Origin of the sequence: Pseudomonas fluorescens (genome assembly GCF_000802965.1) — a bacterium.
In the GTDB taxonomy this organism is placed as follows: Bacteria; Pseudomonadota; Gammaproteobacteria; order Pseudomonadales; family Pseudomonadaceae; genus Aquipseudomonas; species Aquipseudomonas fluorescens_A.
In genome coordinates this window covers 119,622-143,714 of the sequence record NZ_JSAK01000031.1, presented here as the reverse complement: position 1 = coordinate 143,714, position 24,093 = coordinate 119,622, and the positions used below count along the sequence as shown (strand labels likewise).

Sequence of the window (24,093 nt, the reverse complement as noted above, 5' to 3'; positions counted from 1 at the left end):
GGCCGACTCAGGCCACTCCGGAGCCGAGTCACCGGCTCCGGAGCACCTTGCATGCTCCACTGACCAAAAAAACAAGAAGGTATCGACATGTACTCACTTCAATCCCTGCTCGACGGGGCGGTTTCGGCTGCCCGTCGTTCCCCTCCTCTCTCTATCAACAGCCTCGGAGCCTGACGTCATGAGCCAGTCGATTGGGCAACAGCTGGACGAAAAACCCATGGTCAGCTTCCAGTGGGGCGTGATTGCGCTCTGCTTTCTGATCAACATGCTGGATGGCTTCGATGTTTTGGTGATGGCGTTCACCGCCGCCTCCATATCCGCTGACTGGGGCCTGAGCGGCATTCACCTCGGCTACCTGCTCAGCGCCGGGCTTGTCGGAATGGCTATCGGCTCGTTGTTTATCGCCCCCTGGGCCGACCGTTTTGGGCGACGGCCACTTATCTTGCTGTGTGTCGGCATTGCGGGCCTCGGCATGCTGGCGTCATCCAGGGCGACATCCCCGGAAATGCTGGCCGTATTACGCCTGATCACCGGACTTGGCATCGGTGGCATCCTGGCCAGCAGCTACGTTATCGCCGGGGAGTACGCCAACAAAAAATGGCGCAGTCTGGCCATCAGCCTGCAATCCACAGCCTACGCACTGGGCGCAACGATCGGCGGCCTGATCGCGGCGCAGATCATCCCATCCCTGGGTTGGCGTTCGGTGTTTTTTTACGGTGGCGTAGCGACGCTGTTGACCTTGCCGATCCTTGCATTCTGGTTGCCCGAGTCCCTGGCTTTCCTGCTGTCACGCCAACCCCGGCGCGCACTGGATCGTATCAATGCAGTGCTGCAACGAGTAGCGATCACTTCCCTTGAGCGATTGCCCGAGGCATTGCGCGAATCCAGGAAACCGCTACGCGCCACCTTTGCCGAGCTTTTCTCGCCAGCCCTGCTCCGCTCAACCTTGCTGGTGTGGACCGCCTTCTTTCTAGTGATGTTCGGTTTCTATTTCGTCATGAGCTGGACGCCGAGGCTGCTGGTTTCGGCCGGTCTGTCGAATACCCAGGGAATCACTGGCGGCGTGTTACTCAACGTTGGCGGCATTCTCGGCACCTCGCTGATCGGTTTGCTGGCGGCGCGCTTTCGTCTGTCCCGCGTGCTCATGGCCTACCTGCTGGTCAATGCGGTACTGCTGGCGGTCTTCGTGCAATTCACTGCCAACCTGAACCTGGCCTTCGCCCTGGTGCTGCTGATAGGAATCTTTGTCAACGGCTGCGTAGCCGGGCTCTATGCCCTTACTCCGAGCATCTACAACGCCACTCAGCGCGTCACTGGCCTGGGTTGGGGCATCGGCATTGGTCGCGCCGGGGCGATTCTCTCGCCATTGGTGGCTGGTCGGTTGATCGATGCGCAGTGGCAGCCTGCCGATCTTTACCTGCTATTTGCCCTGTCCTTCGTCCTTGCAGCGCTCGCCGTCTGGCTGTTGAAGCCACAGCGGCTGCTCCAGCTGAACACCGTCGGCAACGCCTGAATCGACCGTCCATAACAATAAAAGCAGGACACATTACATGCAAAAAAACACTGATTGCCCTTGGCGCTACTGCCTGGGCATGGCGATAGCCTGCGCCTCTTCCACCTCCTACGCAGGGTTCGTGGACGACAGCAGCGCTACCCTGACCACGCGCAATTTCTATCTGGACAGAGACTACAAGGGCGACAGCCCTTATTCGGCCGCTCGCGAGTGGGCCCAGGGATTCATCCTCAGGGCCAATTCCGGCTTCACCGATGGGACGGTCGGCTTCGGCCTGGACCTGACGGGCATGCTGGGGCTCAAGCTGGACTCATCGCCCGATCGAACCGGCACTCAACTGCTGCCCTACAACCCGAGGACCCGAGAGGCCGCAGACGAATATTCGGAGCTGGGCGTGGCGCTCAAGGCGAAGATCTCCAAGACCCGCCTATCCGTTGGCACGCAGTTCCCTGCTCTGCCGGTGATCACAGCGAGTCCTGCGCGGTTGCTGCCGCAATCCTTTCGCGGCGCCTACGCGACTTCCGAAGACCTGGACGACCTCACGCTGCACGCGGGACGCATGGATCGAGTGAACCTGCGCGACTCCACCGATTATCAGCCCATATCACTGGCGTCGCCCAATGGCCGCTTCAAACCAGGCGCCAGTTCCGAACGCTTTGACTTCATCGGCGGCGACTATCACTGGTCCGACACATTGACGCTGCGCTATTTTCACGCCGAACTGAAAGACATCTACACGCAGGACTTTGCAGGAGGCATCCATCTGCTCCCACTCGGCCCCGGCAAACTGAAGACCGATGTGCGGGTCTACAGCAGCCGGGAAAACGGTCGGGCTGAAGCCGGCAAGGTGGACAACCTGAACGCCGGTGCCATGTTCAGCTACCAGATCGCAGCCCACACCTTGGGTCTGGGCTACATGTATCTGAAGGGCGACACGGCGATGGCCTACATTGCCGGTGGGGAGCCAACGGTACTCAGCGACGGCACCATGAGTGCAGACTTCGTCAACCCCAAGGAGCGGACCTGGGTAGCACGATATGACTACAACTTCGCCGCTGTGGGCCTGCCGGGGCTAACCGGCATGGCCCGCTATTTGAGAGGCAGCCACATCGACCTGCCCCATCTGGGGGGCAGCAACCTGACGGAGTCGTCGAAAGATCTGGAGCTGGCCTATGTCATACAGTCAGGCCCGGCCAAGAACCTCGCTCTGCGCATTCGCCATGCGTTGTATCGGAATGAGCAAAGTGCAGCCTCGACATTCCGCAGTGACAATGAAACCCGGATCAACGTCGACTACACACTCAAGGTCTGGTGACAGAAAGCAGGAAACGCGTCTGTCCTCATGCATCCATGCGGATGCATGAGGGCAAACCCGATCAATGCGTTGGAAACACCACACCGACCTGCTGCGCATACTTCAGCCACGCCATCTTCAACCGCTGCACCGTCTCCGGTTGAGCGGCCGCCAGGTCGGTGGTTTCACCGCGATCTTGCGCCACGTCGAACAACTGCCATTGCAGCGGCTGCGCGTTATCGCCAAACCCTGCCTGGGGTCGCATGCCCAGCAGTTTGAGATTGCCTTCGCGATAGTACGCATTGCCGAACAGTTCGCCGGCCAGGCTGTCGTTGCCGTGTGGGCCGCCTTTTCCGGCGAGCATTGGCAGCATCGATTTGCCGGTAATCGGGTGTTTAGCGGTATCGGTAGGCAGAGGGATATCTGCCAGTTCGAGAAAGGTGGGTGCCAGGTCATCCACCCGTGCAACGCCGCGTTCTACACCCTGACGGCGCAGTGCCTTGGGCAGATGGACAATCGCCGGCACGCTGATGCCGCCTTCTGCGGTGGTGCCTTTGAACAGATGGAACGGTGCCGCGCTGACTTCGGCCCAGCGCAGGCCATAGTCGATCTGTGAACCCTTTTGCCCGAGGTTGGCGTAACTATTGTCGGTGTGCGCGCCCGGTGGGTAGAACTGGGCATGGTTCTCTCCCGCTGCGCCGTTGTCGGACATGAATACGATCAACGTGTTGTCGTACTGTCCACTTTGACGCAGGTATTCGACCAAGCGGCCGATGTTATGGTCAAGGTTATCGACCATGGCGGCGTAGATTTCCATCTTCCGCGCCTCGACACTTTTCTGCTCGAGGCTCAGTTGCTCCCAGCCCGGCAACTTGGGATTCACCGGCAGAGGCTTCGCAGGCTGTGCGTCGCTCGCCATGAGGCCGAGGTTTTTCATCCGATCGATCCGCGCTAACCGAACGCTGTCATAGCCCTGATCAAATCGCCCTTTGTACTTGTCCAGGTACTCCTTGGGTGCTTGCAGCGGCCAGTGCGGCGAGGTGAACGCTGCATAGGCGAAAAACGGTTTGCCGTCCTTTTTGCTGTTTTGCAGGTAGCTGATCAATTTGTCGGTGTAGAAGTCCGAGGAATAGAAATCCTCCGGCAACTCGACGGCCTTGCCGTTTTCGCGGTAGTGCACCTGCTCGATTTTCGTCGGGTCGAGACTGGCGGGTTTGAAGTGCGATGCACCACCCTCCAGCAAGGTGAAGGACTGCTCGAACCCGCGCTGATCCGGGCCTTGATCCGCCTCAAGGCCCAGGTGCCATTTGCCGACCATGAGGGTGCTGTAACCGCCCTGTTTCAACAGTTCGGCGATCGAGTAGGAACGCTGGTTCAGATAGCCTTCATAACCCGGTTTTCCCCGTTGAAAGGGCTGCAAGGCTTCAGCCATGGTGCCGAGTCCGGCGAGGTGGTTGTCGGTGCCGGACATCAGCATCGAACGCGTGATGGAACAGGTCGGCGCGGCGTACATGTTAGTGAACTGCAAGCCATCCTTGGCCAGTTGATCCAGGGTTGGCGTATTGATATCGCCGCCATAGCTCCCAAGGTCCGAGTACCCCAGGTCATCAGCGACGATCAGCAGGATATTGGGCTGCGCTGAGTCAGCACTGGCCGCCATGGCCAGGCTGCTGCCCAGTGCCAGCGCGGCCGTCAGTAAGGTTTGAGGCAGACGCAAAAGAGGCATGTGTTCTCTCTTATTGTGTTGATCGAGGAGGGTTTTCAGCGCGGCTTACTCTTCGAATATCGCCACCGCACGAACAAACCCCGCCGACGCGTGCTTGATCTTGTAGGGGAAACACGACACCACGAACCCACTGGCCGGCAGCGATTCCAGGTTGGCGAGTTTTTCCATTTGCCCGTAACCGATATCGCGTCCGGCCTTGTGCCCTTCCCAAATGATCGAGGCATCGCCGTTGGCGGCAAAACGCTCACGGGTGTACTTGAACGGTGCGTCCCAACTCCAGGCATCGGTGCCGACAACCCGCACACCACGTTCCAGCAAATACATCGTGGCTTCACGACCGATGCCTACACCGGCATCCAGATATCCCGGTTGACCGAATAACGCGCCGGCACGGGTGTTGATCAGCACGATGTCCAGCGGCTGCAATTCGTGACCGATGCGTGCCAGCTCGGCTTCGATCTCGTCGGCGGTCACCACATGACCGTCCGCCATGTGCCGAAAGTCCAGTTTCACCCCCGGTTGCAGGCACCAGTCCAGCGGTAACTCGTCGATACCAAACGCTGGCTGACCGCCGTCGGTGGTCGAGGCGTAATGCCAGGGCGCATCCATGTGCGTGCCGCTGTGAGTGGTGATCTGCAGCCGCTCGGCCGCCCAGGATTCGTTGCCCGGCATCTGTTCGAGTTGCAAGCCTGGGAACATCGCGGCCATTTCCGGCCAGCCTTGCTGGTGATCCATGTAATCGATCTTCGGCAGCAGCGGCGGCGGATCGGTGTAGGGGTTGTTGTCGAGGGTGACCGAGAGGTCGACGAGACGACGTTTAGGCTTGGTGGGCAGTGACATGAAAGGTCTCTCCGGTCAGCGACAGGTGTCGAGGGGCTGCGGGGTTGAGGGAATTGCGGACCAGCGCGGCAGCGTTGCGGTCATGATTGAAACCGACGGCGCGAGCCTGCGGGGTTTTCAGCGGTGGCATGTGTCCGAACAACGCTTCCAGCCCAATGTCGGGCGCAAAACTGATCAGTTCTCGGCGCTCCTGCCCATAGCGCTCGGCCAGTGCGTCGATCACTTGGGCGATGGACAAATGCAGGACCGGCAACTGCCACACCCGCTGAGTGCCCAACGCGGCGCCGTCCAACTCCGCAGCGTGGATCAGGTTGTTCACACAACAGCGCGCCGACATCCACCAGGCCGTTGCCTCTGGCGAGACCGGGCATTGATAGGATTCGCCCTCGGCAAAAGCGCGCATCAGGTCGCTCATGAACGCCGAGCGCAAGCCATTGGGCTCACGGGGCCGGGCGACGATGCCCGGCAGACGCAAAGCGCGACCATCGACATCACCGCGCCGGGCAAGATCGCTCACAGCGCTTTCCACCATGGCCTTGTGCGTGCCGTAGGACAATTCGGGGCGCAGTTCGGCAGCCTCGTTCATCCGTTCCGGCAGATGACCGCCGTACACCGCGACGCTGCTGGCATACACCAAAACCGGCGGCTGGTTCTTGTTGCGCAACTGGTTGAGCAGTTCAAGGCTGGCCAGCAGGTTGACCTGATAGCCGAGTTCGTACTGCTCTTCCGCCGCGCCACCGGGGATGCTGACCAGATGGAACACCACGTCGATGCCGTCGGCCAACACCCGACGCATCAACGCCGGATCGGTCACGCTGCCGAAATGACGACGCAGACGCGCCTCCTCCGGCAAGCCCTGCAAGTCCCTGTCCAGCACCAACAACGAACCAATGTTCTGGCCGCGCAAATTGCCCCGCGCCAACAAACACCGCACCAGCTCTCGTCCGACAAAACCATTGGCTCCGGTAATCAACACACGCATAGGGCGCCCTCAGCCTTGAGCCTGAACGACACGTTGATCGATGGCGCCGAACAACGACTGACCGTCGCTATCCAGAACATCCATGTGCACGCGATCACCAAAGCGCATGAAGCCGGTTTGTGCGGCGCCGTGCTCGATCATCTCGATGGCGCGACGTTCGGCAATGCAGGCCGAACCCGCACTGCGCTCGGCATTCGAAACCGTGCCCGAGCCGATCAGTGTGCCCGCGCGCAGCCGGCGAGTCAGTGCGGCATGGGCGATCAACTGGCCAAAGCTGAAATTCATCTGGCCGCCGTGGGGATGACCGAACCATTGGCCATTCCAGTGCACCTGCAAAGGCAGGTGCACGCGACCGTCACGCCAGGCCTCACCCAACTCGTCCGGGGTAATGGCCAGCGGGGCGAAACTGGACGAGGGTTTGGCCTGGAGGAAGCCGAAGCCGGTGCGCATTTCCCGGGGTGCCAGGGCGCGCAAACTGACGTCGTTGATTTGAAGGATCAACTTGATGTGCTGCAGCGCCGTTTGCGCGTCACAGCCCATCGGCACGTCGTCCACCAACACCACGAACTCGCCTTCGAAATCGATGCCCTGGCTCTCGCTCGGCAGCGAAATGTCGTCGCGCGGGCCAATGAAATCGTCACCGGCGCCCTGATACATCAGCGGCGTGTGTTCGACGCCGTCGATGGGATCAAGGTTGAACGCCTTCTGCATCAGCGCACCGTGGCTGAGGAAGGCCGAGCCGTCACACCACTGATAGGCACGCGGCAAAGGCGCCGTGGCCTGGCTCGGGTCGAAGGCAAAGGCGTCCGTCGCCTCGCCCGCATTCAACTGACGGGACAACGCCTGCAAGCGCGGTTCGCTACTGTTCCAGTTTTCTATGGCTTGTTGCAAGGTCAGCGCCACGGAACTGGCATCCAGTGCCCACGCGAGATCCCGCGAGACCACGACAAGCTGACCATCACGACTGGCGTTTTTCAGAGTGGCGAGTTTCATATCGATGCTCCCTGGCCATTGCTCAACTCAGCGGCGAAGCGCCCGTCGAGAAGAATGAAGACCATGCGCGCCATCGCTTCGGTGCGGTTGCTCCATGCGTGGTTGGTGCCGCGTTGTACCACCACATCGCCGCGCTTGAGGTGCACTTCGTCCTCGTCCAGTACCAGCCACACTTCACCTTCGGTGACGACGCCGTAGTCGAGGGTTTCGGTTCGGTGCATCAATTTATGCTTCGAGCTGGCCTGCCCTGTACCGGCGTGGGACTCGCCGATTTCAGCGAACACCGCTGCGGCGTTCTCATCGCTGACCTGGTTCTGCACGCTGTCCGGCGGAATATCCACCACCCGGATCACGCTGCCCTGTGGCCCGGGGCTCAGTTGCAAGGGTTTGCTGCTGGGATCGCTGGCGTTATCGAGCAAGGCCGGGCTGGTGCTGCTGTTCCACAGTTCGTAAAACACTGTGCCCGGCACTGCCGACAGCGGGAACACGTTTGGCGTCGGCCCGTTGCTGGCGACGATGGCCTGACCCTGCTGATCGTGGCCGGTGACCACTCGTTTGAATTCAGGAAGCGCTTGCATGGAAAATCCTCATTCAGTTTTCGTCGCCGATGGTCGTGCCACCGACAACAACATTCGCGTGGTGGGACAGGCCACCGAGCCGGGGCACGGCCAGACAAAACAGCGCCACCAACAGTTGCAGTCCACCGACAACGGCCAATGCATGGGGTAGCGCCATGGCGTCGCCACGGGTCATGCCGAGCACCACCAGGGGGCTGATAAATTCGCCGGCAAAGATAGCCGCGGTGAAACACCCCGCCGCCCGCCCGCGTTGATGGAAATTGACTTGCGCCATGATCCAGGTGATCAGCGTCGGCAGCATCAGGCCGATGCCCAGGCCGTTGATCGTCACGGCGACCACCACTTGCACATGGGTCAACGCATCAGCCATCAACAACCCACCGATGCCCGCCAGCACATAGGCGATCAGCAGCATGTGCTGGCCACGCATGCCGCTGAACAAACGAAAACTCAACGCACCGACAAGCACGCCCAATTGATTGGCGCCCATGGTCATGCCGATTTGTTGCGGGGCATCCACGTGCAGCAGGTTGAGCAGGTACCCGGCCTGCACCGGCACGATAAACAGGCTCAACCCCGCCAACAGCGACAGCACATACAGGGGCGCAAGCGCGCGCCACGGAAACTTGCCTGCAGGCAGCGGCTGCGTGGGTTGCTCGGGTTGCGGGCGAGCCTGCGGCTCCCACAGTTTCCAGGCCATCAGCGGCAGGAAAATCAGGCCCACGGCGTACAGCGCGAACGGCGTGCGCCAGTCGTTCTGACCCAGGAAACCACCCAGCGCGATAAACACCGCCGCCGACAACGACGTGGCGACCATCTGCAAGGCAAACAGACGCTCGCGCCTGGCACCGCTGTAGTAGTCGCCCATCAGCGTGGTGCAGCAGGTCATGATCCCCGCCTCGGCCAAGCCGATGCCCGCACGACTCAACACGATGGCCGGCAGCGAATCGAGCCAGAGCGGCAGCACGCCGCAGAGGACGTAAAGCGACATGCTCACCAGCAGTAATGGCTTGCGCCCCAAACGATCGGCGATCAGCCCGGCGAATGGCGCCAGCAAGGCAATCACCAGCGCCGGCAACGTCAACACCACAGGCACCAGCACGGCGCTGCCGGGCACCTCGGCGAAATGCGCCTGCATCCGCGGCAACACCGGGGCCAGCAGCACCGCACCCAGCACCGGCAAACAACTGCCCAGCAGCAACAACAGCGATTGCGCCCATCCGGCTTGGCGGGCGCGCTTTTCTACAAAGGCATTAACGACCATGGCACTGCTCCTTGATGCGCAGGTGACGAGCGCTCGCAACGACAGCCGCCTCAGAAACCGCCCCGTTGCTCACAGTCATCGGCAGATCGGCTCCCTGCGCCGCGCTGCGTGCGGGTAACAGGAAGTACGCCAGCGCCGGCAGCAACACCAGGGCACCGACCATGTTCCAGACAAACATGAAGGCCAGCAGCACGCCCATGTCGGCCTGGAACTTGATCGGGGAGAATGTCCAGGTCGCCACGCCGATGGCCAGGGTAATACCGGTCAACATCACCACCTTGCCGGTGGAAACCAGCGCGCGGTAATAGGCTTCGGACAGGCTCGCCCCTTGGCGCAGATGGCCCAGGAGGATGCTCATCACGTACAACGCGTAATCGACACCGATGCCCACACCCAAGGCGATCACCGGCAGCGTGGCGACTTTCACACCGATGTTCAGCCAGACCATCAAGGCTTCGCAGAGGATGGAGGTCAGCATCAACGGAATCACCGCGCACAGCGTGGCGCGCCACGAGCGGAAGGTGATCAGGCACAACAGGATCACCGCGCCGTAGACCCAGACCAGCATCTCGCGATTGGCTTGCTTGACGACGATGTTGGTCGCGGCTTCGATGCCGGCATTGCCAGCGGCGAGCAGGAATTGCACCTCATCGGTGTTATTCGCGGCGGCAAATTTCTCCACGTGATCGACCAGGCGGGTCAGCGTCTCGGCCTTGTGGTCGGTGAGGTAGGCGTACAGGGTCAACAGGCTGCAGTCTTCGTTGTACAACCCGCGTGGCGCGCTGGCGGTGATCATGTTGAGCATCGCCTGATTGTTCTGTAGCTCGTACCATTTCGGGTTGCCTTCACTGAGGCCGACCAGCATGCGCCGGTTAAGCAGCGCCAGCGAGTTGGTCGAATCCACGCCCGGCAAGGCGCGCAGTTGCCAGTCCAGGGCATCGACTTTGGCGAGGATGTCGTAGCGTGCACAGCTGCTGGCCGGGGTTTTCACCATCACCGCGAACAGGTCGCTGCTCGCGCCGTAATGACGGGTCAGAAAGGCATCGTCCTGGTTGTAGCGCGAGTCCGCACGCAACTCCGGCGCACCCGCGTCGAGGTCGCCGATTTTCAATTGCAGGCTGACCACAAAGCCGAGCGCCGCCAGCGCAAGGCTGATGGCGATGCACAGGCTGGCCCAGCGACGATGGGTGAACAGATCGAGAAAACGCCAGAACGCATGCCTTGTCTGACCGCTTTGCTCGGCCTGTTCGCTTTTCAGGCTCAGTTGTGCCGCACGCGGAGTCACGCCGACATACGAGAGCAACACCGGCAGCAGGATCAGGTTGGTGAAGATCAACACTGCCACGCCGATGCTGGCGATCACCGCGAGGTCTTGAATGACCTGGATCTTGATCAGCATCAGCACCGCAAAACCCACGGCATCACACAGCAGCGCCGTCAGCCCGGCGAGGAACAGCCGGCGGAAGGTGAATCGTGCCGCCACCACCCGGTGCATGCCCCGGCCGATGTCCTGCATGATGCCGTTCATTTTCTGCGCGCCGTGGCTCATGCCGATGGCAAACACCAGGAACGGCACCAGCACTGAGTACGGGTCCAGTTGGTAGTCCAGCAATGGCAGCAAACCGAGCTGCCAGACCACCGCCACCAGCGAGCACAGCACCACCAGCACGGTACTGCGCAGGCAACGGGTGTACCAGAACAGCACGGCGGTGGTGATCAGGATCGCGACGGCAAAGAACAGCAGGATCTGCTTCAGGCCGGCAATCAGGTCGCCGACCTTTTTCGCGAAACCGGTGATGTGAATGTCGATGTTGGCGTTTTGATAAGTGCTGCGCAGCGACTCCAACTGCTCGGACAACACCGCGTAATCCAGCGGCTTGCCGTCAGGGGTGGTCGCCAGCAACGGCACGTAGATGATGCTCGAGGTCTGGTCAAAAGCCACCAACTGCCCGAGTTCATTGGAGCGCTGCACATTTCGGCGCAGTGCTTCGAGGTTGGCGGCGCTGCCGCTGTAGTCGTCCGGAATCACCGGGCCGCCGTCGAGGCCGTCTTCAGTCACGGCAACCCAGCGTGTGGCGGGTGTCCACAGTGACTTCATGTAGGCCCGGTCCACACCCGGCAGCAGGTAGAGTTTGTCGCTCATGGCCTGCAGGGTTTTCAGGTACTCGGCGTCGTAGATATCGCCGTGCCGGTTGGCCACCACAATACGCAGTGCATTACCCAAGCCAGTGAGCTGTTTCTGGTGCTCAAGGTAGTTGGCAATGTAGGGCTGTTGCGTGGGGATCATCTTTTCGAAGCTGGCGTTGAGCTCGATACGAGTGGCTTGATAGCCGAGCACCAGAGTCGTCAGCACACACACCAACAGCACCCACAGGCGGTGGTTGAACAGCGTGCGTTCCACCACTGAACCGGAGCGTGGATCGAAATTCGCCAGGCTTGCCGTGGCGTTGTCGAGAGACTTCATAACCTCACTCCGAAGCGGTAGCGATTGACGGCGAGACGCGCGTCAACCCAGTGAAACCAGCCAGCGTCAGACTGCCATCGGCGGCCTGGATAACACTGGCAACGGGCTTGCCGAGCGGTTTGCCGTAGGGCTGGAGCAATGCGCCGGGCTGGCTGTTGGTACGAAACAAGGCGCCGCTCTGATTGACCAGCAGCAACTGGCCGTCATCGGTGCGAATCGCATCGCTGAAAGACACCGGCATTGGCACCGGTACAGGCTGGAAACTCCCGCCAAGGTCGCTGGAGGCAAACGCATTGCCCTTCAAACCGGCCACCAGCAAGACACCGTCATCGCGCATTTGCAGGGTGAAAAAACTGCCCGCGTAAGGGCTTTCCAGCTGCGTGAATGACTTGCCGGCATCCATCGAACGAGCGAGAAAACCCTGCTCGCCGGCCAGGAACCAGTGCTCGCCGTGTTGAGCAATGGCCGACAAGTGCGCGCCCATCGGGTTGTCGATCTGGCCCATGATGGACTGCCAGGTTGCACCGCCATCGTCAGTGCGAAAGGCCAGGCCGTACGCCCCCACAATCAGGCCGTGCCGGGCATCGACGAATTGCAGGGCAAGGAACGGCTTGTCAGCCCCCTCGGCAGCAAGCCGTTCAGCCGTTTGCACACGCGCGGCGGCGGCATCCTGGTCGCTCGCAGAAGGCAGTTGCTCAGTGGCGGCCGCCAGCTCAAGTCGTGCCGCACGCAAGCCATCCAGTTGCACAACCCAGTGTTCACCTCCGTCGCGGGAGGCCAGCACGACACCGCCATGCCCCACAGCCCAGCCTGTATTGGCGTCGACAAACTGCACGGCGGTCAGACTGACCGAAACCGGCACCGCTGCCTGACGCCAATTCACGCCGTTGTCATCGGAAAGCAGCACGATGCCCCGCTCCCCCACCGCCACCAGCCGCGTACCCGCACGGGCCAGGTCTAGCAGCACCGCGGATTTCGCTTGTGGCGCCTGCATCGCCGGCGTGTTGAGCGTGTCACCCACCGCAGCGGCGTGCGCCAGGCTCAACGGCAACGCCAGAGGCAGCGCCACAAGGCACATCAGCCGACCAACCACCTGACAAAATCTGTTCATACCGACCTCGAAAAACCGTTTGAAACCGGATCACGCTGCGCCAGCCGTGATCCGGCCTGACTCAACGAACCCCGGCACCCGCCATCGCCGCTGGCGAAAACTCGGAGGCCTTGTAGCGATCCACCATGCCGTACTGCTCAGGCAGGCCGGTGTAGACGTTCTGGATAAACCAGGCGCCGGAGGTCAGGTCGTAGAAGCCCGAAGACAATTGCGCTTGTGCGGGCAGGTCAGGCAGGACCGCTGGCAACGACCACAGGGTCTTGGCCAGTTGGCCATTGGCGTCCCAACGGTCGCCCAACATGGCTTGCCAGGTGTCTTCATCGAGGTAGTAGCGGCCCTTCGGCAATTGGTGACGCTTGCCCGGTGCCAGGTCCGCCTCGACCACCCACACCCGGTGCAATTCCCAACGCACGTAATCCGGGTTCATGTGGTGAGCGAGGAACAGGTCTTCAGGTTTGGCGGCGGCTTGCACCTTGTTGGTGTTGTAGGGGATGTACATCTCCTGCTTGCCCACCAGTTTCCAGTTGAAGCGGTCCATGCGGCCCTGGAACACACTCAACTCATCGAAGGACATCACCCCGGCAGTCGCCGGTGTCGGTGTATCGCAGCAGGCATTCGGCAGTTTGCGAACCCGGCGTTGCCCGGTCAGGTAAACGTGGGCCTGCGACAGATCGCCGTTGATGTTGGTGCGGCCCATGATCTGCTCGCCGGCGCGCAACGGTGGCCCGACGTTGAGCAGGCGGAACAGCCAGTAGTCACCGGCAAACGACTCCGGCGAACCGTCCTGGTAGTAATACGGCATCTCTTGAATGGCCTGACCATCGGTGGTCATGACCTGCTTGCCATCGGCGGTCATCAGGTAGTGACGAAAATGCATCGACACCGAGGTACCGCGCCAATTCAGCACGTGGTTCCACATGGCTTCGGCACCGTTCTTCGGGATCGGGAACGGGATGCCGCCAAAGGCACCTTCAGGGACGGGGCCGGCGCTGCTGTCGACCAGTTTGGCGCGGGTGGCGTTTTTCAGCGTGTTGTCATACACCCACTGCGGCGCGGCGGCGGTGCGACGGGTCTGGTACACATCGATGCGATAGGTGTCAGGGAAACGCTTGAACATTTCCTTGGTGCCGTCGCTGAGTTTGCCGGCGTATTGCGCCAGGTTTTTCGAGGTAATGCTGAACAGCGGCTTGTCTGCGGCGAACGGATCGGTACGCTTGCCGCCTTCCTTGAACGAAGGATCGACCTTGGTGTAACCACCGTCCCAGGCCGGAATGGAGCCGTCAGCATTGCCGGCGCGCTCGGCGCCGAAAGGCGTCAGGTTTTTCGACAGTTTGGCCGCGTCTTCCGCCGTCGCTGCACCCGCCATCTGGCTGCAAATGGCCAGGCTACCGAGCAGTGCGAAGCAAAGCGTTTTGAGCTTGAAGGCTCCGGTTTTCTTATTGTGGGTCATGCGCAAGTCCTCTTAAAACGTGGTCTTGACGGAGAAAGACAGGTAGTCCCGGTCTTTCAGCGATTGCTTGTAATTGAACTGGCTGGCGGCGTTGAGGTTGGTGTCCTCGGCGCCGTAGTAATGCGTGTAGGTCAGGCCGGCGGTGACGCGATCCAGGTAGGTGGCGGTGATGCCGATGTTCATGTCGCCGCCGTTGTCCGGGCCGAACGAGCTGACCACCGCCGACTTGCCCAACGGGAAGTAGCTGAGACCGACCGGAATGCTGATATCGATGCCGGAGAAGAATTGGCGGTAGGTCGGGGTGTAAACCACCTTGAACCCGAGGCCGTCATCGGTGGCATTGGGGTCAAGGGCAGCGCGGTTTTTGGTGACGCTCAGGAGGCGGTTCCAGGCGATCTCACCGACCAGTCCCGATTCCCTGGCAAGGAAGTTCGGCCCGAATGAGGCCAGGACGTTGAGGTTGACGTGAGCGGTACGGCCGACTGCGTAGAGGGCGTCATCATCGTTGTCTGCGACCACGCCGGGCAGCACGGTTTGACCGTTGGAAACCAGCGGCATGTTCCAGCGCATCGAGGCTTCACCGGCGAAGCTGTACTCATCGACCGTGGTGGAAAAACTGGCGCCAAAGGCACGAATGTCTTCCGGGTACACCCAGTAGTATTCGCCGATCTGGCCGGTGCTGAAGTTTGGCGCCCCGGTGGAGGGTTTCAGATAAAGCTTGGGTGTCTTGTCGTGATACTGGATTGCGTACAGGCCGTACTCGACCGTTTCCGCGCTGTACTTCAACTGCAAGCCGCCCTGCCCCGAACTTTTCGCTTCCTTGTCATTGCCATGGAAGAACGCCGCCGGGCTGGCGGGATTGCCACCGAGGAACGCAGGAAACGGTGCGCCGACGATCAAGCGTTCGTTGCCTTCGCCAATGGTGTCACTGGTGGAGAAGTAACTGCCCGCGCCCGGCAGGCGCGTCTCTTCCCATTCCAATTGGTAGAACGCGCCGAGCGACACGTCGTCGGTCAGTTGGAACGTGCCCGATAGCTGATTGACCGGCCGGGTGATTTCCTTGAACTGGGTGTTGGGTACGGACTGCGCCTTCACCACGTCGACTGGCGCCATACCACCGGCAATGCCGTTGGCCCCGAAGAACAGGCTCTCGCCCCAGATCAAGCCGTGGCGACCGGCACGCACGGACGTGGAGTGATCGGCCACTTCGCCGTTCCAGTACACGAACGCATCGAGTAATTCACCGTCGCCGCCATGCAGATGGCGGGTGTCGTCGGTGAATTCGTCGTAGGCCACCGAGCGGGCGTTGGCCCGTGCCGGGTCGTCGTTATCGTTGTCGTGCTGGTAGGAACTGTCGTACCAGGCAGCGCCACTGAGGCGCGCGCCGACGTTTTTGAACGACATGTCCAGCTCGGAGAGAATGTCGGTGCGGTTGGAGATCAGGCCCTTTTTGAAGGCCCGATCGCCGTCGTCCTGGTTGAGTGCCACCTGGCCCTCGCTCAGTTTGCTGCTGGGATTCTGGGTGCGCCAGGCGGCGCTGTACTTCACGGTGTTATCCCAACGCAGGTTGAAATCCGGATTGCCGGTATCCACCGAAAAGGCATGGGCTGCCTGGCTGCACAGCACCAACGCCGCGGCCAAACTGAAAGCAAAGGGTGCAGACGAGCTGACCGGGCGACGCGCAAGCGTCGCAGTCGTGGAACTAACCATCGCGTTAACCTCTTGTTTTTATGTAGGTAACTGCTGTGGGTGAATCAGATGGGCTCGGCCGTCAGCGCGAGCATCTGCTTGACCAGGCCGATGCGGTCGAACTCGCGGTCGTGCTGCATTTCCTTGTCGCCGGCCAGAACCGAGCTTTCGCTGATGAACTTGCAGCGCTCGAAACGGCGCGCCATGAAGCGCTGCAGCTGTTGCTCAATGCTGCCGTCGCGGGTCAGTTCTTCGCTGAGCACGATGGCGTCTTCAATCGCCATGCCAGCCCCCTGACCGAGGTGCGGCGTGGTCGCGTGGGCAGCGTCACCGATCAACAGCACGCGACCGCGATACCAGGGCTCGTCGACGAAGACCACTTCCATCGGCTTGTAGACCACCTGGCTGCTGTCGGTGATTTGCTCACGCAGTTCGCCGATGAGGCCGGTGAACCCCTGCAAACGCTGGCGCATTTGCTCGGCCAGCGTCGCCGGGTCCATCCACGGGTTGGACGGTTCGTGGGACGTGAGGAACAGGTACATCAGGTCACCAGCCAGCGGAACGAGACCGGCGTTGCCTTCGGCACTCTGGTAGTTGGCGAGGTGATCGATTTGTGGAGCGCGCGGGAAGTTGTAGCGCCACACCGACTGGCCGGTGAAGCGCGGTGTGTAGGTGTCGCCGAACAGCAAATCGCGAACCTTGGAGAACAGGCCGTCAGCGCCGACCACCAGGTCGTAGACAGCGCTAGTGCCATCGGTGAACAGCACATTTACGCTGTCGCCTGTGTCGTTCAGGGATTCAACGCTCAGACCCAAGCGCACTTGGGCGCCGAGCTCCAGCGCCGTTTCGCTGAGGACTTTGTGCAGCGCCAGACGCGAGATTCCGACGTTGGCCGGGTACGCAGGACCTGCCAGGCGCTGACCCGGAATGCGTGCCAGTAGCTGGCCGGCCGGGCCGTAAATGGCGACGTCTTCAAAGGCATACGCTGCATCGAGATAACCATCCAGCACACCCAGCTTGGCCATCTCGCGGACCACGTTGCTTTGCTGGATGATCCCGACGCCGTACACCGTCCACTCTGACTTGAGCTCGATCAGATCGACTTCAATGCCCTTGCGCCGCAGTGCGATGGCCGCACACAAGCCGCCAATACCACCGCCCACGATCAGAACTTTGTTCACTGCACTCATGGTTCTCTCACTTTTTATTCTTGTGATTCGATGCAGCGCCGGGCACTGCGTCGTTAGGTTCAGCTTCCCGACAAAGCAGGGATTTGACTAATCGCGAGTAGGGATGCGATGTATCTCCAAACGCGATACCTCGATCTGAGGTGGCGCGACCGCATCAAAGGGCATTTGCAGCACCAGCCAGCCCTCCTCCACCCGCCACGGCAACGCCTCCAGTTTCTGGCCCAGACACGGGCCGTAGACGCATTCCCCGGTACTCGGGAGAAACTGAGCCCCGTGTGCGTAACACATGATCAACTGGCCGTCGGCGGACAAAAAACGGTCCTTGCGATACTCCAGGCGTACGTCCAGATGGGGGCAACTGTTGCGATATATCCGTATGTTTCCCTCATGCACGACGGCAAAAACACTGTCCTTGCCGCGTTGCAATGGATCGAACCCGCGCGCCTGCCCTTCCACCAACTCGTCCATCCGGCACAGGGGAAAATCGCTGTGGCTCATGGCTGGCATCCGCCCTCAACCCTGTTTGGGTGGCGGGCCGCCGGGTGCCCATTTTTCTTTCGAGTTGAACAGGAACAGCTGCGAGTTATCGGCTGACAAAGGCGCGCGGCGGGCCTCCCAGGCGTCATCGTGTTTGTCCATGTCGGCGTCGTATTCGATGTGGCAACCCAGTGGACTGTTGAAGTACCAGAACCAGTTGGAGCCGAAGAGGTGACGGCCCGGGCCCCAGAAACTGGTCCAGCCTTTTTGCTCGAAACGCGTGCCGGCCAGCAGCACTTCGGTGCCACTGCCCATGTGAAAGGTGAAGTGCTCGCAGCCTTTCATGTGTGGCGGGGTCTGGATCATGAACAGGCAATGGTGATCATCGGAGCCTGCGGGACGCATGAACGGCCCGGCGCCGACAAAAGTGTCTGTGGTCCGGAAGCCCAGGCGTTCGGCATAGAACGCTTCGGCCTTGGCCGCATCGGGGACGAAATACACCACGTGAGACAAGGTGCGCGGCACGGCGCTCATGTCCAGGGTAATGCCAGGCTGGTTCAGCGGGCGTTGCGGCGAATGGCCGGCGGCGTTGGTCAGGTCGTCCGGGGCGTCGTACGCCTTGCGCACGGTGACCTGGAAAGCGATGGCGAAGCCCATGTCGTCGACACTGTGCAACACGCCGTTTTCACGGGTGACCTGACGATCCCGTGCCAACTCGTCTTCGATGGCGTCGAGGTCAGCGGCGCTGGCAACGCCGTATATGGTTTCGCGTATCGACGGCGCCGGGCCGATGGCAACCGGCAAAGACGGATCGTCTGCGCGGCGAATGATCACGGCAGTGCCGTCCAGTGCTTCAAAACGCCCGCCATTGCTGTCGACATCAACCGGCGCAAGGCCGTAGTCACGCAGGCAATCGGTACAGGCTTGGATGTCATCGACGCCAAAGATCAGGGCATCAAGGCCAATGATGTTCATGGCTACCACTCCATTGAAATTAGTATCCGGATGCACTTGCTGAAAGCTCGGTAAGCCATTCAGCGATGCATGAAATCCGGTGGTGGTGTCGGCCAGAGGTCCGACTGCGGCGAAGAGTGACGTGCGCTTTGGCAGCTGACTAATCGCGAGTGGGGATGCGACTTATCGGCAAACGCGATACCTGATGGCGTCGGAGGACGGCGCACGGGCGGGGTTGACGGGACGATGAATTCACCGGAATGTATCGTCAAAATAAATACAACAGTGGACGTGCCTGATGCGTTTCAATCACCTGGATCTCAATCTGTTGGTGGCACTCGATGTATTGCTCGAAGAGCAAAACATCACCCGTGCCGCCGAACGCCTGCACATGACGCAGTCCGCCACCAGCGGCGTTCTTGGGCGTCTGCGCAGTTATTTCGAAGACGAATTGCTGGTGCAGGTCGGGCGCAAAATGCAGCCCACGCCCTACGCACAGGAGCTCGCCAAGCCGATTCGCGAAGTGCTGCTGACGATTCAATCCTCGATCACCGCCAAACCTGTGTTCGACCCCACCACCAGCAAACGCCACTTCCGCCTGGTGACTTCGGATTACCTGATCAGCGTGCTGTTCGCCCAGGTGATTCAGAAGATCCACCAGGAGGCGCCAAACATCACCTTCGAGATGCTCGGCCCAGGCGATAACTCCGGTGAATTGCTGGTTCGCGGCGAGGTCGACCTGATGATCGTGCCTGAGCGCTACATCATCGACGGCCACCCGCACAAACTGCTGTTCGAGGAAGAACACGTCTGCGTGGTGTGGAACGGCAACACCCAGGTCGGCGACAGCCTGACCCTTGAGCAGTACATGGACATGGGCCATGTCTCCGTCGGTTTTGGCCGCACCCGGCACTTGAGCATCGAAGAATGGTTCATGAACCAGTACGGCTTCAACCGCCGCATCGAAGTCATCACCAACGACTTCAACACCCTGCCGCAACTGGTGGTCGGCACCCAACGCATTGCCACCATGCACCAGCGTCTGGCGCGGCTGTATGCCGAGCATTTGCCGCTGCGCATCCTCAATCCACCGGTAAAGATTCCGGTCATGCGCGAGGTCATGCTCTGGCACCGCAGCGTCGACGGCGACCCGATGCACCGCTGGCTGCGCGAGCGCATCAGCGAATTCATCCAGCATCTGGAACAGGGTCCTATCGTCGCTCGCGATACCTCGCATCCCGAGTCACGATTGGTCAATTAGCCGGGGCGTCCTTAACGTGCCTTGAGAACGCTCAAGGCAACCACAAGGACAACAACAATCATGTTCCGTTATTTCCCGACCAATTACGTGTGGAATCTCTCTGTCAACCTGGCCATCGAGATGGGCGCCCGCATTGGCGAAATCGAAGAGATGTGTGCGCCGCTGCAGGAAGCCGCGCAGCAGCCTGACGCCGCTGGCACCAAGGCATTTCGCGAAACCTGGGCGAAGATGGCCGACAAACTCTGCGGCCTGGCCGAGGAAGACGAAGGCAATTGCCGATACCTGTCCGCCGGCGAAAAGTACAACCGCGCCGCCACCTATTACCTCACCTGTGAGCGCTTGCAGGCCCATGGCGCGCCGGGTCGTACCGAGCTTTATCAGCGTTTTTTGCAGACCTTCAAACGCGGCGTCGAACTGTCTCGGGAGAACTGCGAGCGCGTTGAAATTCCCTACGAGGGCAAACATATTTCCGGCTTGCTGGTGCGTGCCGAAGGCGTGAACGGGCCGGCGCCGATCCTGGTACAGGTCAACGGACTGGATTCGACTAAAGAGATGAAATACCGCGTCGGTCTGCCAGCCTGGCTGGCAAAGCGTGGCGTCTCGTCATTGATCATCGACCAGCCCGGCACGGGTGAAGCGCTGCGCCTGCATAACCTGATCGCCCGCTACGACAGCGAGCACTGGGCCAGCCGTGTGGTCGACTGGCTGGAAACCCGAAGCGACGTGGATGCCAAGCGTATCGGCCTGGAGGGCGTCTCTCTCGGCGGTTATTACTGCCCGCGCGCGGTGGCCTTCGAGCCACGGTTTGCCTGCGGTGTGGTGTGGGGCGCGAACCATGACTGGCGCGATGTGCAAAAGCGTCGCCTGGAAAAAGAAGGCAGCTTCCCGGTCCCGCACTATTGGGCGCACGTGCAGTGGGTGTGGGGTGCAAAAGACATGGACGAGTTCATGGCCATCGCCGAAAACGTCCATCTGGACGGCGTACTGGACCGGATCAAGGTGCCGTTCCTGGTGACCCACGGTGAAAAGGATTCGCAGATCCCGTTGAAGTGGGCGCATCGTACTTACGAGCAACTGGTCAACAGCCCGAAACGTGAACTGAAGATCTTCACCGAACGCGAAGGTGGCGTGCAGCATTCCAGCTTTGACAACAGCATCAACGCGGGTCAATACATTGCCGACTGGGTTGCCGAAAACCTGGGTGGCCGCACCGCCTGACCCGGCCCCCTGTAGGAGCTGGCTTGCCAGCGATGGCGGCGTCATCTTCGCCGACGCAATCGCCAGCAAGCCGGCTCCTACAAATCGGTGTCATACCCAACATCCACCAGGCACCCGAAAAACCTGTAGGAGCTGGCTTGCCAGCGATGGCGGCAGCACATTCACCACCGCTATCGCCAGCAAGCCGGCTCCTACAAATCTGTGTCATACCCAACATCCACCAGGCACCCACAAACCTGTAGGAGCTGGCTTGCCAGCGATGGCGGCATCGCATTCGCCGACGCTATCGCCAGCAAGCCGGCGCCTACAGCCATTTAGCGTCCCACAATGGGTAATCATGCACACGCCTGACAAGACCGGCGCGTATAGGGTTGGCGACGACATAACGTGCGGCTTCAAGTAAATCCTCTTCGTAGCGGATGGCACGGTCGTGAAAACCTTTTTGCCAAACACCTCCTGTTCGGCTCAAGTGAGCATTGATTGCTCGTGCGCTACGGGATTTGGTGGCCAGCATCAATGCCGGCAAGGTGCTGTTTTTGAGTTCAACCAACCAATGAAAATGATCAGGCATGACGACCCAGGCCAAGGATTCCACCAGGTCGTCTGTGTGTGCCTGTTGAAATTGCCGCACCAGCAACCGGCCTGTCGGCCAATAGGTGAATAGAGGTTCGCGATTTCGGGTCACCGCAGTAAGCAGATAAATTTGCCCGGATTGTGAATAGCGTCCGGCGCGCAAGCGATTGGCGTGGGGAAGATCAGGCATTCCATTGCCCTCCTGTGTTCAAAATCGAAACACAAGGCTAGTGCGCAAGATTGAGCAGCGTTGTCACAGTTTGGTTCTGGATGTGACCGTACGGCCGCCTTCGCCAGCAAGCCGGCTTCTACAGAGTTGCGTGATGCCAACACTCACCAGGCACCCGAAAACCTGTAGGAGCTGGCTTGCCAGCGATAGCGGCGTCACATTCGCCGAAGCCATCGCCAGCAAGCCGGCTCCTACGGATTTCGGTGATGCCAAACAATCCGCGTGCACCCGGAGACCTGTAGGAGCTGCTTGCCAGCGATAGCGTTTGCAGTGACCTCTGAACGAATTCAGTTCGGCGCACGTGTGCCATGGAACGAGCTGATCTGCCAGCCCTCGGCCCCGAGCGTCCAGACTTGCGTGGCAAACCCCTCACCGCGAATCGACTGATCGCCGCCGCGCTTACGCAGTGTGTTGCATTGCGTACCGGTCATGACCGCGAGCTGTTCTCCGTAGAAGCGGATCAGCAACTCGCCACGCTCAATGTCCAGGTACTGTACGGCGCTTTTTGCGTACTCCAGATAGTCCGCCTTGCCTTGCACCAGGCCCGTGGTGTGCACATACACCAGGTCATCGGCGAACAGCTCGGCGACGCGTGGGTAGTCTTCTTCAACCAATGCCCGGCGGCGTTCTTGCTCAAGTGCCAGAAGCTCGGTTTTTACCGCTGTGGTGGTCATATGAAACGCTCTCTGTGGGTGATGAGCGCGCACCATAGACTCGCGATCCAGGGTACAAAAAATCGTCGATCACGATGCCTGCCATCGTCACTCGCGATACCCGCCACTTGATCTCGTTCATCCTCGCGAAGCCCGCGCGCTTACTGGCGTGCAGCAGCTATCGACGCCATCAATACCCGGCCATTGATGCAAGTTGCTGGTGGCATCCATACCCGCACCCTAGCCTCGCTTTGCATAACAATCAGCAAAGTGAAAACGCTATGAATGCCCTGCACCTGAAATGCCAGACCCTGTTCGACGGCACTGGCCTGGAAACCCGTCAACAGCAAACGCTGGTCGTGGAAAACGGCCTGCTGACGCATGTCGGCCCGACCGCCCTGGCGCCGCAGCCGCAACCGGGTGACACCGTTGTGGACGCCGGCGATAACTTCGTCATGCCCGGTCTGGTGGACGTGCATACCCATTTGGCCTTCGGCAACGCGCAGAGCGAAGAAGACATCGATATCTGGACCAGCGACGAATTCCGTGCGCTGCGCGGCATGTTCTTCGCCCAACATGTGCTGGCCGCTGGCGTGACCAGCATGGTCTGCCCGGGCGATAGCGGCCAGCTCAGCATCGCGGTGCGCAATGCGATCGCTGCGGGCCTGTTCGAGGGCCCGCGCATCGCGGCCAGCAGCCGGGTCATCACCAATCGGCAGAGCCTCAACGACTGGTTTCCCAGCCGCGTGGGTGCTCCGGAATATTTCACCGCACGCCTGGTGACCAGCCGCAGCGAAGCCTTGGCAGAAATCCGCAAGCAGGCGAAGGATGGCGTAGACCTGATCAAGATCGCCATGGACGGCACCCACCGTCGCCCGAACGGTGAAATCATTGCCGCATTCACCGCTGAAGAAACCTATGAGATGGTCGAGGAAGCCCATCGCCTGGGCTGCAAAGTGGCGACCCATGCCTATGGCCGAGAAGCGGTGATGTACGCCGCACGCGCCGGGGTCGATCTGGTGTTCCACGCCTTTTACATGGACGACGCCTGTATCGAGGCCTTGCTCGAAGCTGGCAGTATTCTCGCGCCGACCATGACCTTCCCGCAGAACACCGTGGACTTTTGCCAGCCCCACGACCCCGCCATCAGCACCGGATACGCCGGTTACTGCGCACGCACGCTGGAAGTCGGTTCGGCGGTGCTCAAACGCGCCAAAGCCGCCGGCGTGCCTTTCGCCTGTGGCAGTGACAGTGGATTTGCCGTGACGCCTTACGGCGAGTGGCACGCGCGTGAATTGGAACTGCTGGTCACTCGCCTGGGTTTCACCCCCGCCGAAGCCTTGTATGCCGCCACCGCAGTCGGAGCGCGTTGCATGCCCCGCGGTGAAACCATTGGCACTCTGGAAGTGGGCAAGCAAGCGGACTTCCTGTTGCTCGACGGCTCGCCGTTGCACGACATCCGCATCCTCCAGGATCGCTCGCGACTCAAAGCCGTGTACAAGGCCGGTCAGCCGGTGCGTATGGAACGCAGCCCCTACAACCCCAAGCAAGTGTCTGATTTCAACTCGTTGAAGTGGACTGACCTGTATACCCGCGACCGGGTTGCCCAACTGGGCAAGTGGGCCGTATGAGGA

20 protein-coding genes are annotated in these 24,093 nt (G+C 60.7%); 5 read left to right on the top strand and 15 right to left on the bottom strand.

The window, feature by feature from the left end:
• Positions 1 to 178 precede the first annotated feature (178 nt).
• Together NL64_RS23955 and NL64_RS23950 are read left to right on the top strand one after the other, a co-directional pair.
• A complete protein-coding gene (locus NL64_RS23955) occupies positions 179 to 1,513 on the top strand; it encodes an MFS transporter (protein WP_034150541.1) in 1,335 nt (444 codons plus the stop codon).
• A 37-nt stretch (positions 1,514 to 1,550) separates the two neighbouring features.
• On the top strand, positions 1,551 to 2,828 hold the full coding sequence (locus NL64_RS23950) for an OprD family porin (protein ID WP_034150540.1): 1,278 nt from the start codon (positions 1,551 to 1,553) through the stop codon (positions 2,826 to 2,828).
• Between the two features lie 61 nt (positions 2,829 to 2,889).
• Here NL64_RS23950 and NL64_RS23945 read toward each other — a convergent pair whose 3' ends face one another.
• The 13 genes from NL64_RS23945 to NL64_RS23885 all read right to left on the bottom strand — a co-directional run bounded on the left by NL64_RS23945 (position 2,890) and on the right by NL64_RS23885 (position 18,546).
• Positions 2,890 to 4,533, bottom strand: a complete 1,644-nt coding sequence (locus NL64_RS23945) for an arylsulfatase (RefSeq protein WP_034150539.1) — start codon at positions 4,531 to 4,533, stop codon at positions 2,890 to 2,892.
• A gap of 45 nt (positions 4,534 to 4,578) precedes the next feature.
• The gene (locus NL64_RS23940) at positions 4,579 to 5,373 is read right to left on the bottom strand and encodes a cyclase family protein (RefSeq protein ID WP_034150538.1); all 795 of its coding nucleotides are present in this window, start codon (positions 5,371 to 5,373) and stop codon (positions 4,579 to 4,581) included.
• Positions 5,351 to 6,355, bottom strand: a complete 1,005-nt coding sequence (locus NL64_RS23935) for an NAD-dependent epimerase/dehydratase family protein (protein ID WP_034150537.1) — start codon at positions 6,353 to 6,355, stop codon at positions 5,351 to 5,353. Before NL64_RS23935 ends, NL64_RS23940 begins: the two co-directional genes overlap by 23 nt.
• Positions 6,356 to 6,364: 9 nt before the next feature.
• Positions 6,365 to 7,348, bottom strand: coding sequence for a fumarylacetoacetate hydrolase family protein (locus NL64_RS23930; RefSeq protein ID WP_034150536.1), 984 nt, complete (start codon positions 7,346 to 7,348; stop codon positions 6,365 to 6,367).
• A complete protein-coding gene (locus NL64_RS23925; RefSeq protein WP_034150535.1) occupies positions 7,345 to 7,926 on the bottom strand; it encodes a cupin domain-containing protein in 582 nt (193 codons plus the stop codon). Before NL64_RS23925 ends, NL64_RS23930 begins: the two co-directional genes overlap by 4 nt.
• A 13-nt stretch (positions 7,927 to 7,939) precedes the next feature.
• Positions 7,940 to 9,190: an MFS transporter gene (locus tag NL64_RS23920; RefSeq protein WP_034150534.1), complete on the bottom strand. Its 1,251-nt coding sequence runs from the start codon at positions 9,188 to 9,190 to the stop codon at positions 7,940 to 7,942.
• Positions 9,180 to 11,654 carry an efflux RND transporter permease subunit gene (locus NL64_RS23915; protein ID WP_034150533.1) on the bottom strand — a complete coding sequence of 825 codons (2,475 nt, stop codon included), beginning with the start codon at positions 11,652 to 11,654 and terminating at the stop codon, positions 9,180 to 9,182. Before NL64_RS23915 ends, NL64_RS23920 begins: the two co-directional genes overlap by 11 nt.
• 4 nt (positions 11,655 to 11,658) lie before the next feature.
• Complete coding sequence (locus NL64_RS23910) at positions 11,659 to 12,765, bottom strand: WD40/YVTN/BNR-like repeat-containing protein (protein WP_034150532.1); 1,107 nt, start codon at positions 12,763 to 12,765, stop codon at positions 11,659 to 11,661.
• Between the two features lie 61 nt (positions 12,766 to 12,826).
• On the bottom strand, positions 12,827 to 14,215 hold the full coding sequence (locus NL64_RS23905; RefSeq protein ID WP_034150531.1) for a DUF1329 domain-containing protein: 1,389 nt from the start codon (positions 14,213 to 14,215) through the stop codon (positions 12,827 to 12,829).
• A 12-nt stretch (positions 14,216 to 14,227) separates the two neighbouring features.
• The gene (locus NL64_RS23900) at positions 14,228 to 15,925 is read right to left on the bottom strand and encodes a DUF1302 domain-containing protein (RefSeq protein WP_034150530.1); all 1,698 of its coding nucleotides are present in this window, start codon (positions 15,923 to 15,925) and stop codon (positions 14,228 to 14,230) included.
• A gap of 44 nt (positions 15,926 to 15,969) precedes the next feature.
• Entirely contained in the window at positions 15,970 to 17,094 is a 1,125-nt protein-coding gene (locus NL64_RS23895) for an FAD-dependent oxidoreductase (RefSeq protein WP_034150529.1), read from the bottom strand.
• A gap of 87 nt (positions 17,095 to 17,181) precedes the next feature.
• Complete coding sequence (locus tag NL64_RS23890; RefSeq protein ID WP_034150626.1) at positions 17,182 to 17,592, bottom strand: Rieske (2Fe-2S) protein; 411 nt, start codon at positions 17,590 to 17,592, stop codon at positions 17,182 to 17,184.
• 15 nt (positions 17,593 to 17,607) lie between these two features.
• Positions 17,608 to 18,546, bottom strand: a complete 939-nt coding sequence (locus NL64_RS23885; protein ID WP_034150528.1) for a VOC family protein — start codon at positions 18,544 to 18,546, stop codon at positions 17,608 to 17,610.
• A 277-nt stretch (positions 18,547 to 18,823) separates the two neighbouring features.
• Between NL64_RS23885 and NL64_RS23880 the strand changes: the two genes are divergently transcribed.
• Both NL64_RS23880 and NL64_RS23875 read left to right on the top strand, forming a co-directional pair.
• Positions 18,824 to 19,786: a LysR family transcriptional regulator gene (locus NL64_RS23880; RefSeq protein ID WP_034150527.1), complete on the top strand. Its 963-nt coding sequence runs from the start codon at positions 18,824 to 18,826 to the stop codon at positions 19,784 to 19,786.
• A 60-nt stretch (positions 19,787 to 19,846) separates the two neighbouring features.
• Positions 19,847 to 21,004 carry an alpha/beta hydrolase family protein gene (locus tag NL64_RS23875; RefSeq protein WP_034150526.1) on the top strand — a complete coding sequence of 386 codons (1,158 nt, stop codon included), beginning with the start codon at positions 19,847 to 19,849 and terminating at the stop codon, positions 21,002 to 21,004.
• A 304-nt stretch (positions 21,005 to 21,308) separates the two neighbouring features.
• Here NL64_RS23875 and NL64_RS23870 read toward each other — a convergent pair whose 3' ends face one another.
• Positions 21,309 to 21,767 carry an REP-associated tyrosine transposase gene (locus NL64_RS23870; RefSeq protein WP_034150525.1) on the bottom strand — a complete coding sequence of 153 codons (459 nt, stop codon included), beginning with the start codon at positions 21,765 to 21,767 and terminating at the stop codon, positions 21,309 to 21,311.
• A 326-nt stretch (positions 21,768 to 22,093) separates the two neighbouring features.
• Entirely contained in the window at positions 22,094 to 22,480 is a 387-nt protein-coding gene (locus tag NL64_RS23865) for a nuclear transport factor 2 family protein (protein ID WP_034150524.1), read from the bottom strand.
• Between the two features lie 260 nt (positions 22,481 to 22,740).
• Between NL64_RS23865 and NL64_RS23860 the strand changes: the two genes are divergently transcribed.
• A complete protein-coding gene (locus NL64_RS23860) occupies positions 22,741 to 24,090 on the top strand; it encodes a metal-dependent hydrolase family protein (protein WP_034150523.1) in 1,350 nt (449 codons plus the stop codon).
• Positions 24,091 to 24,093: the final 3 nt, after the last annotated feature.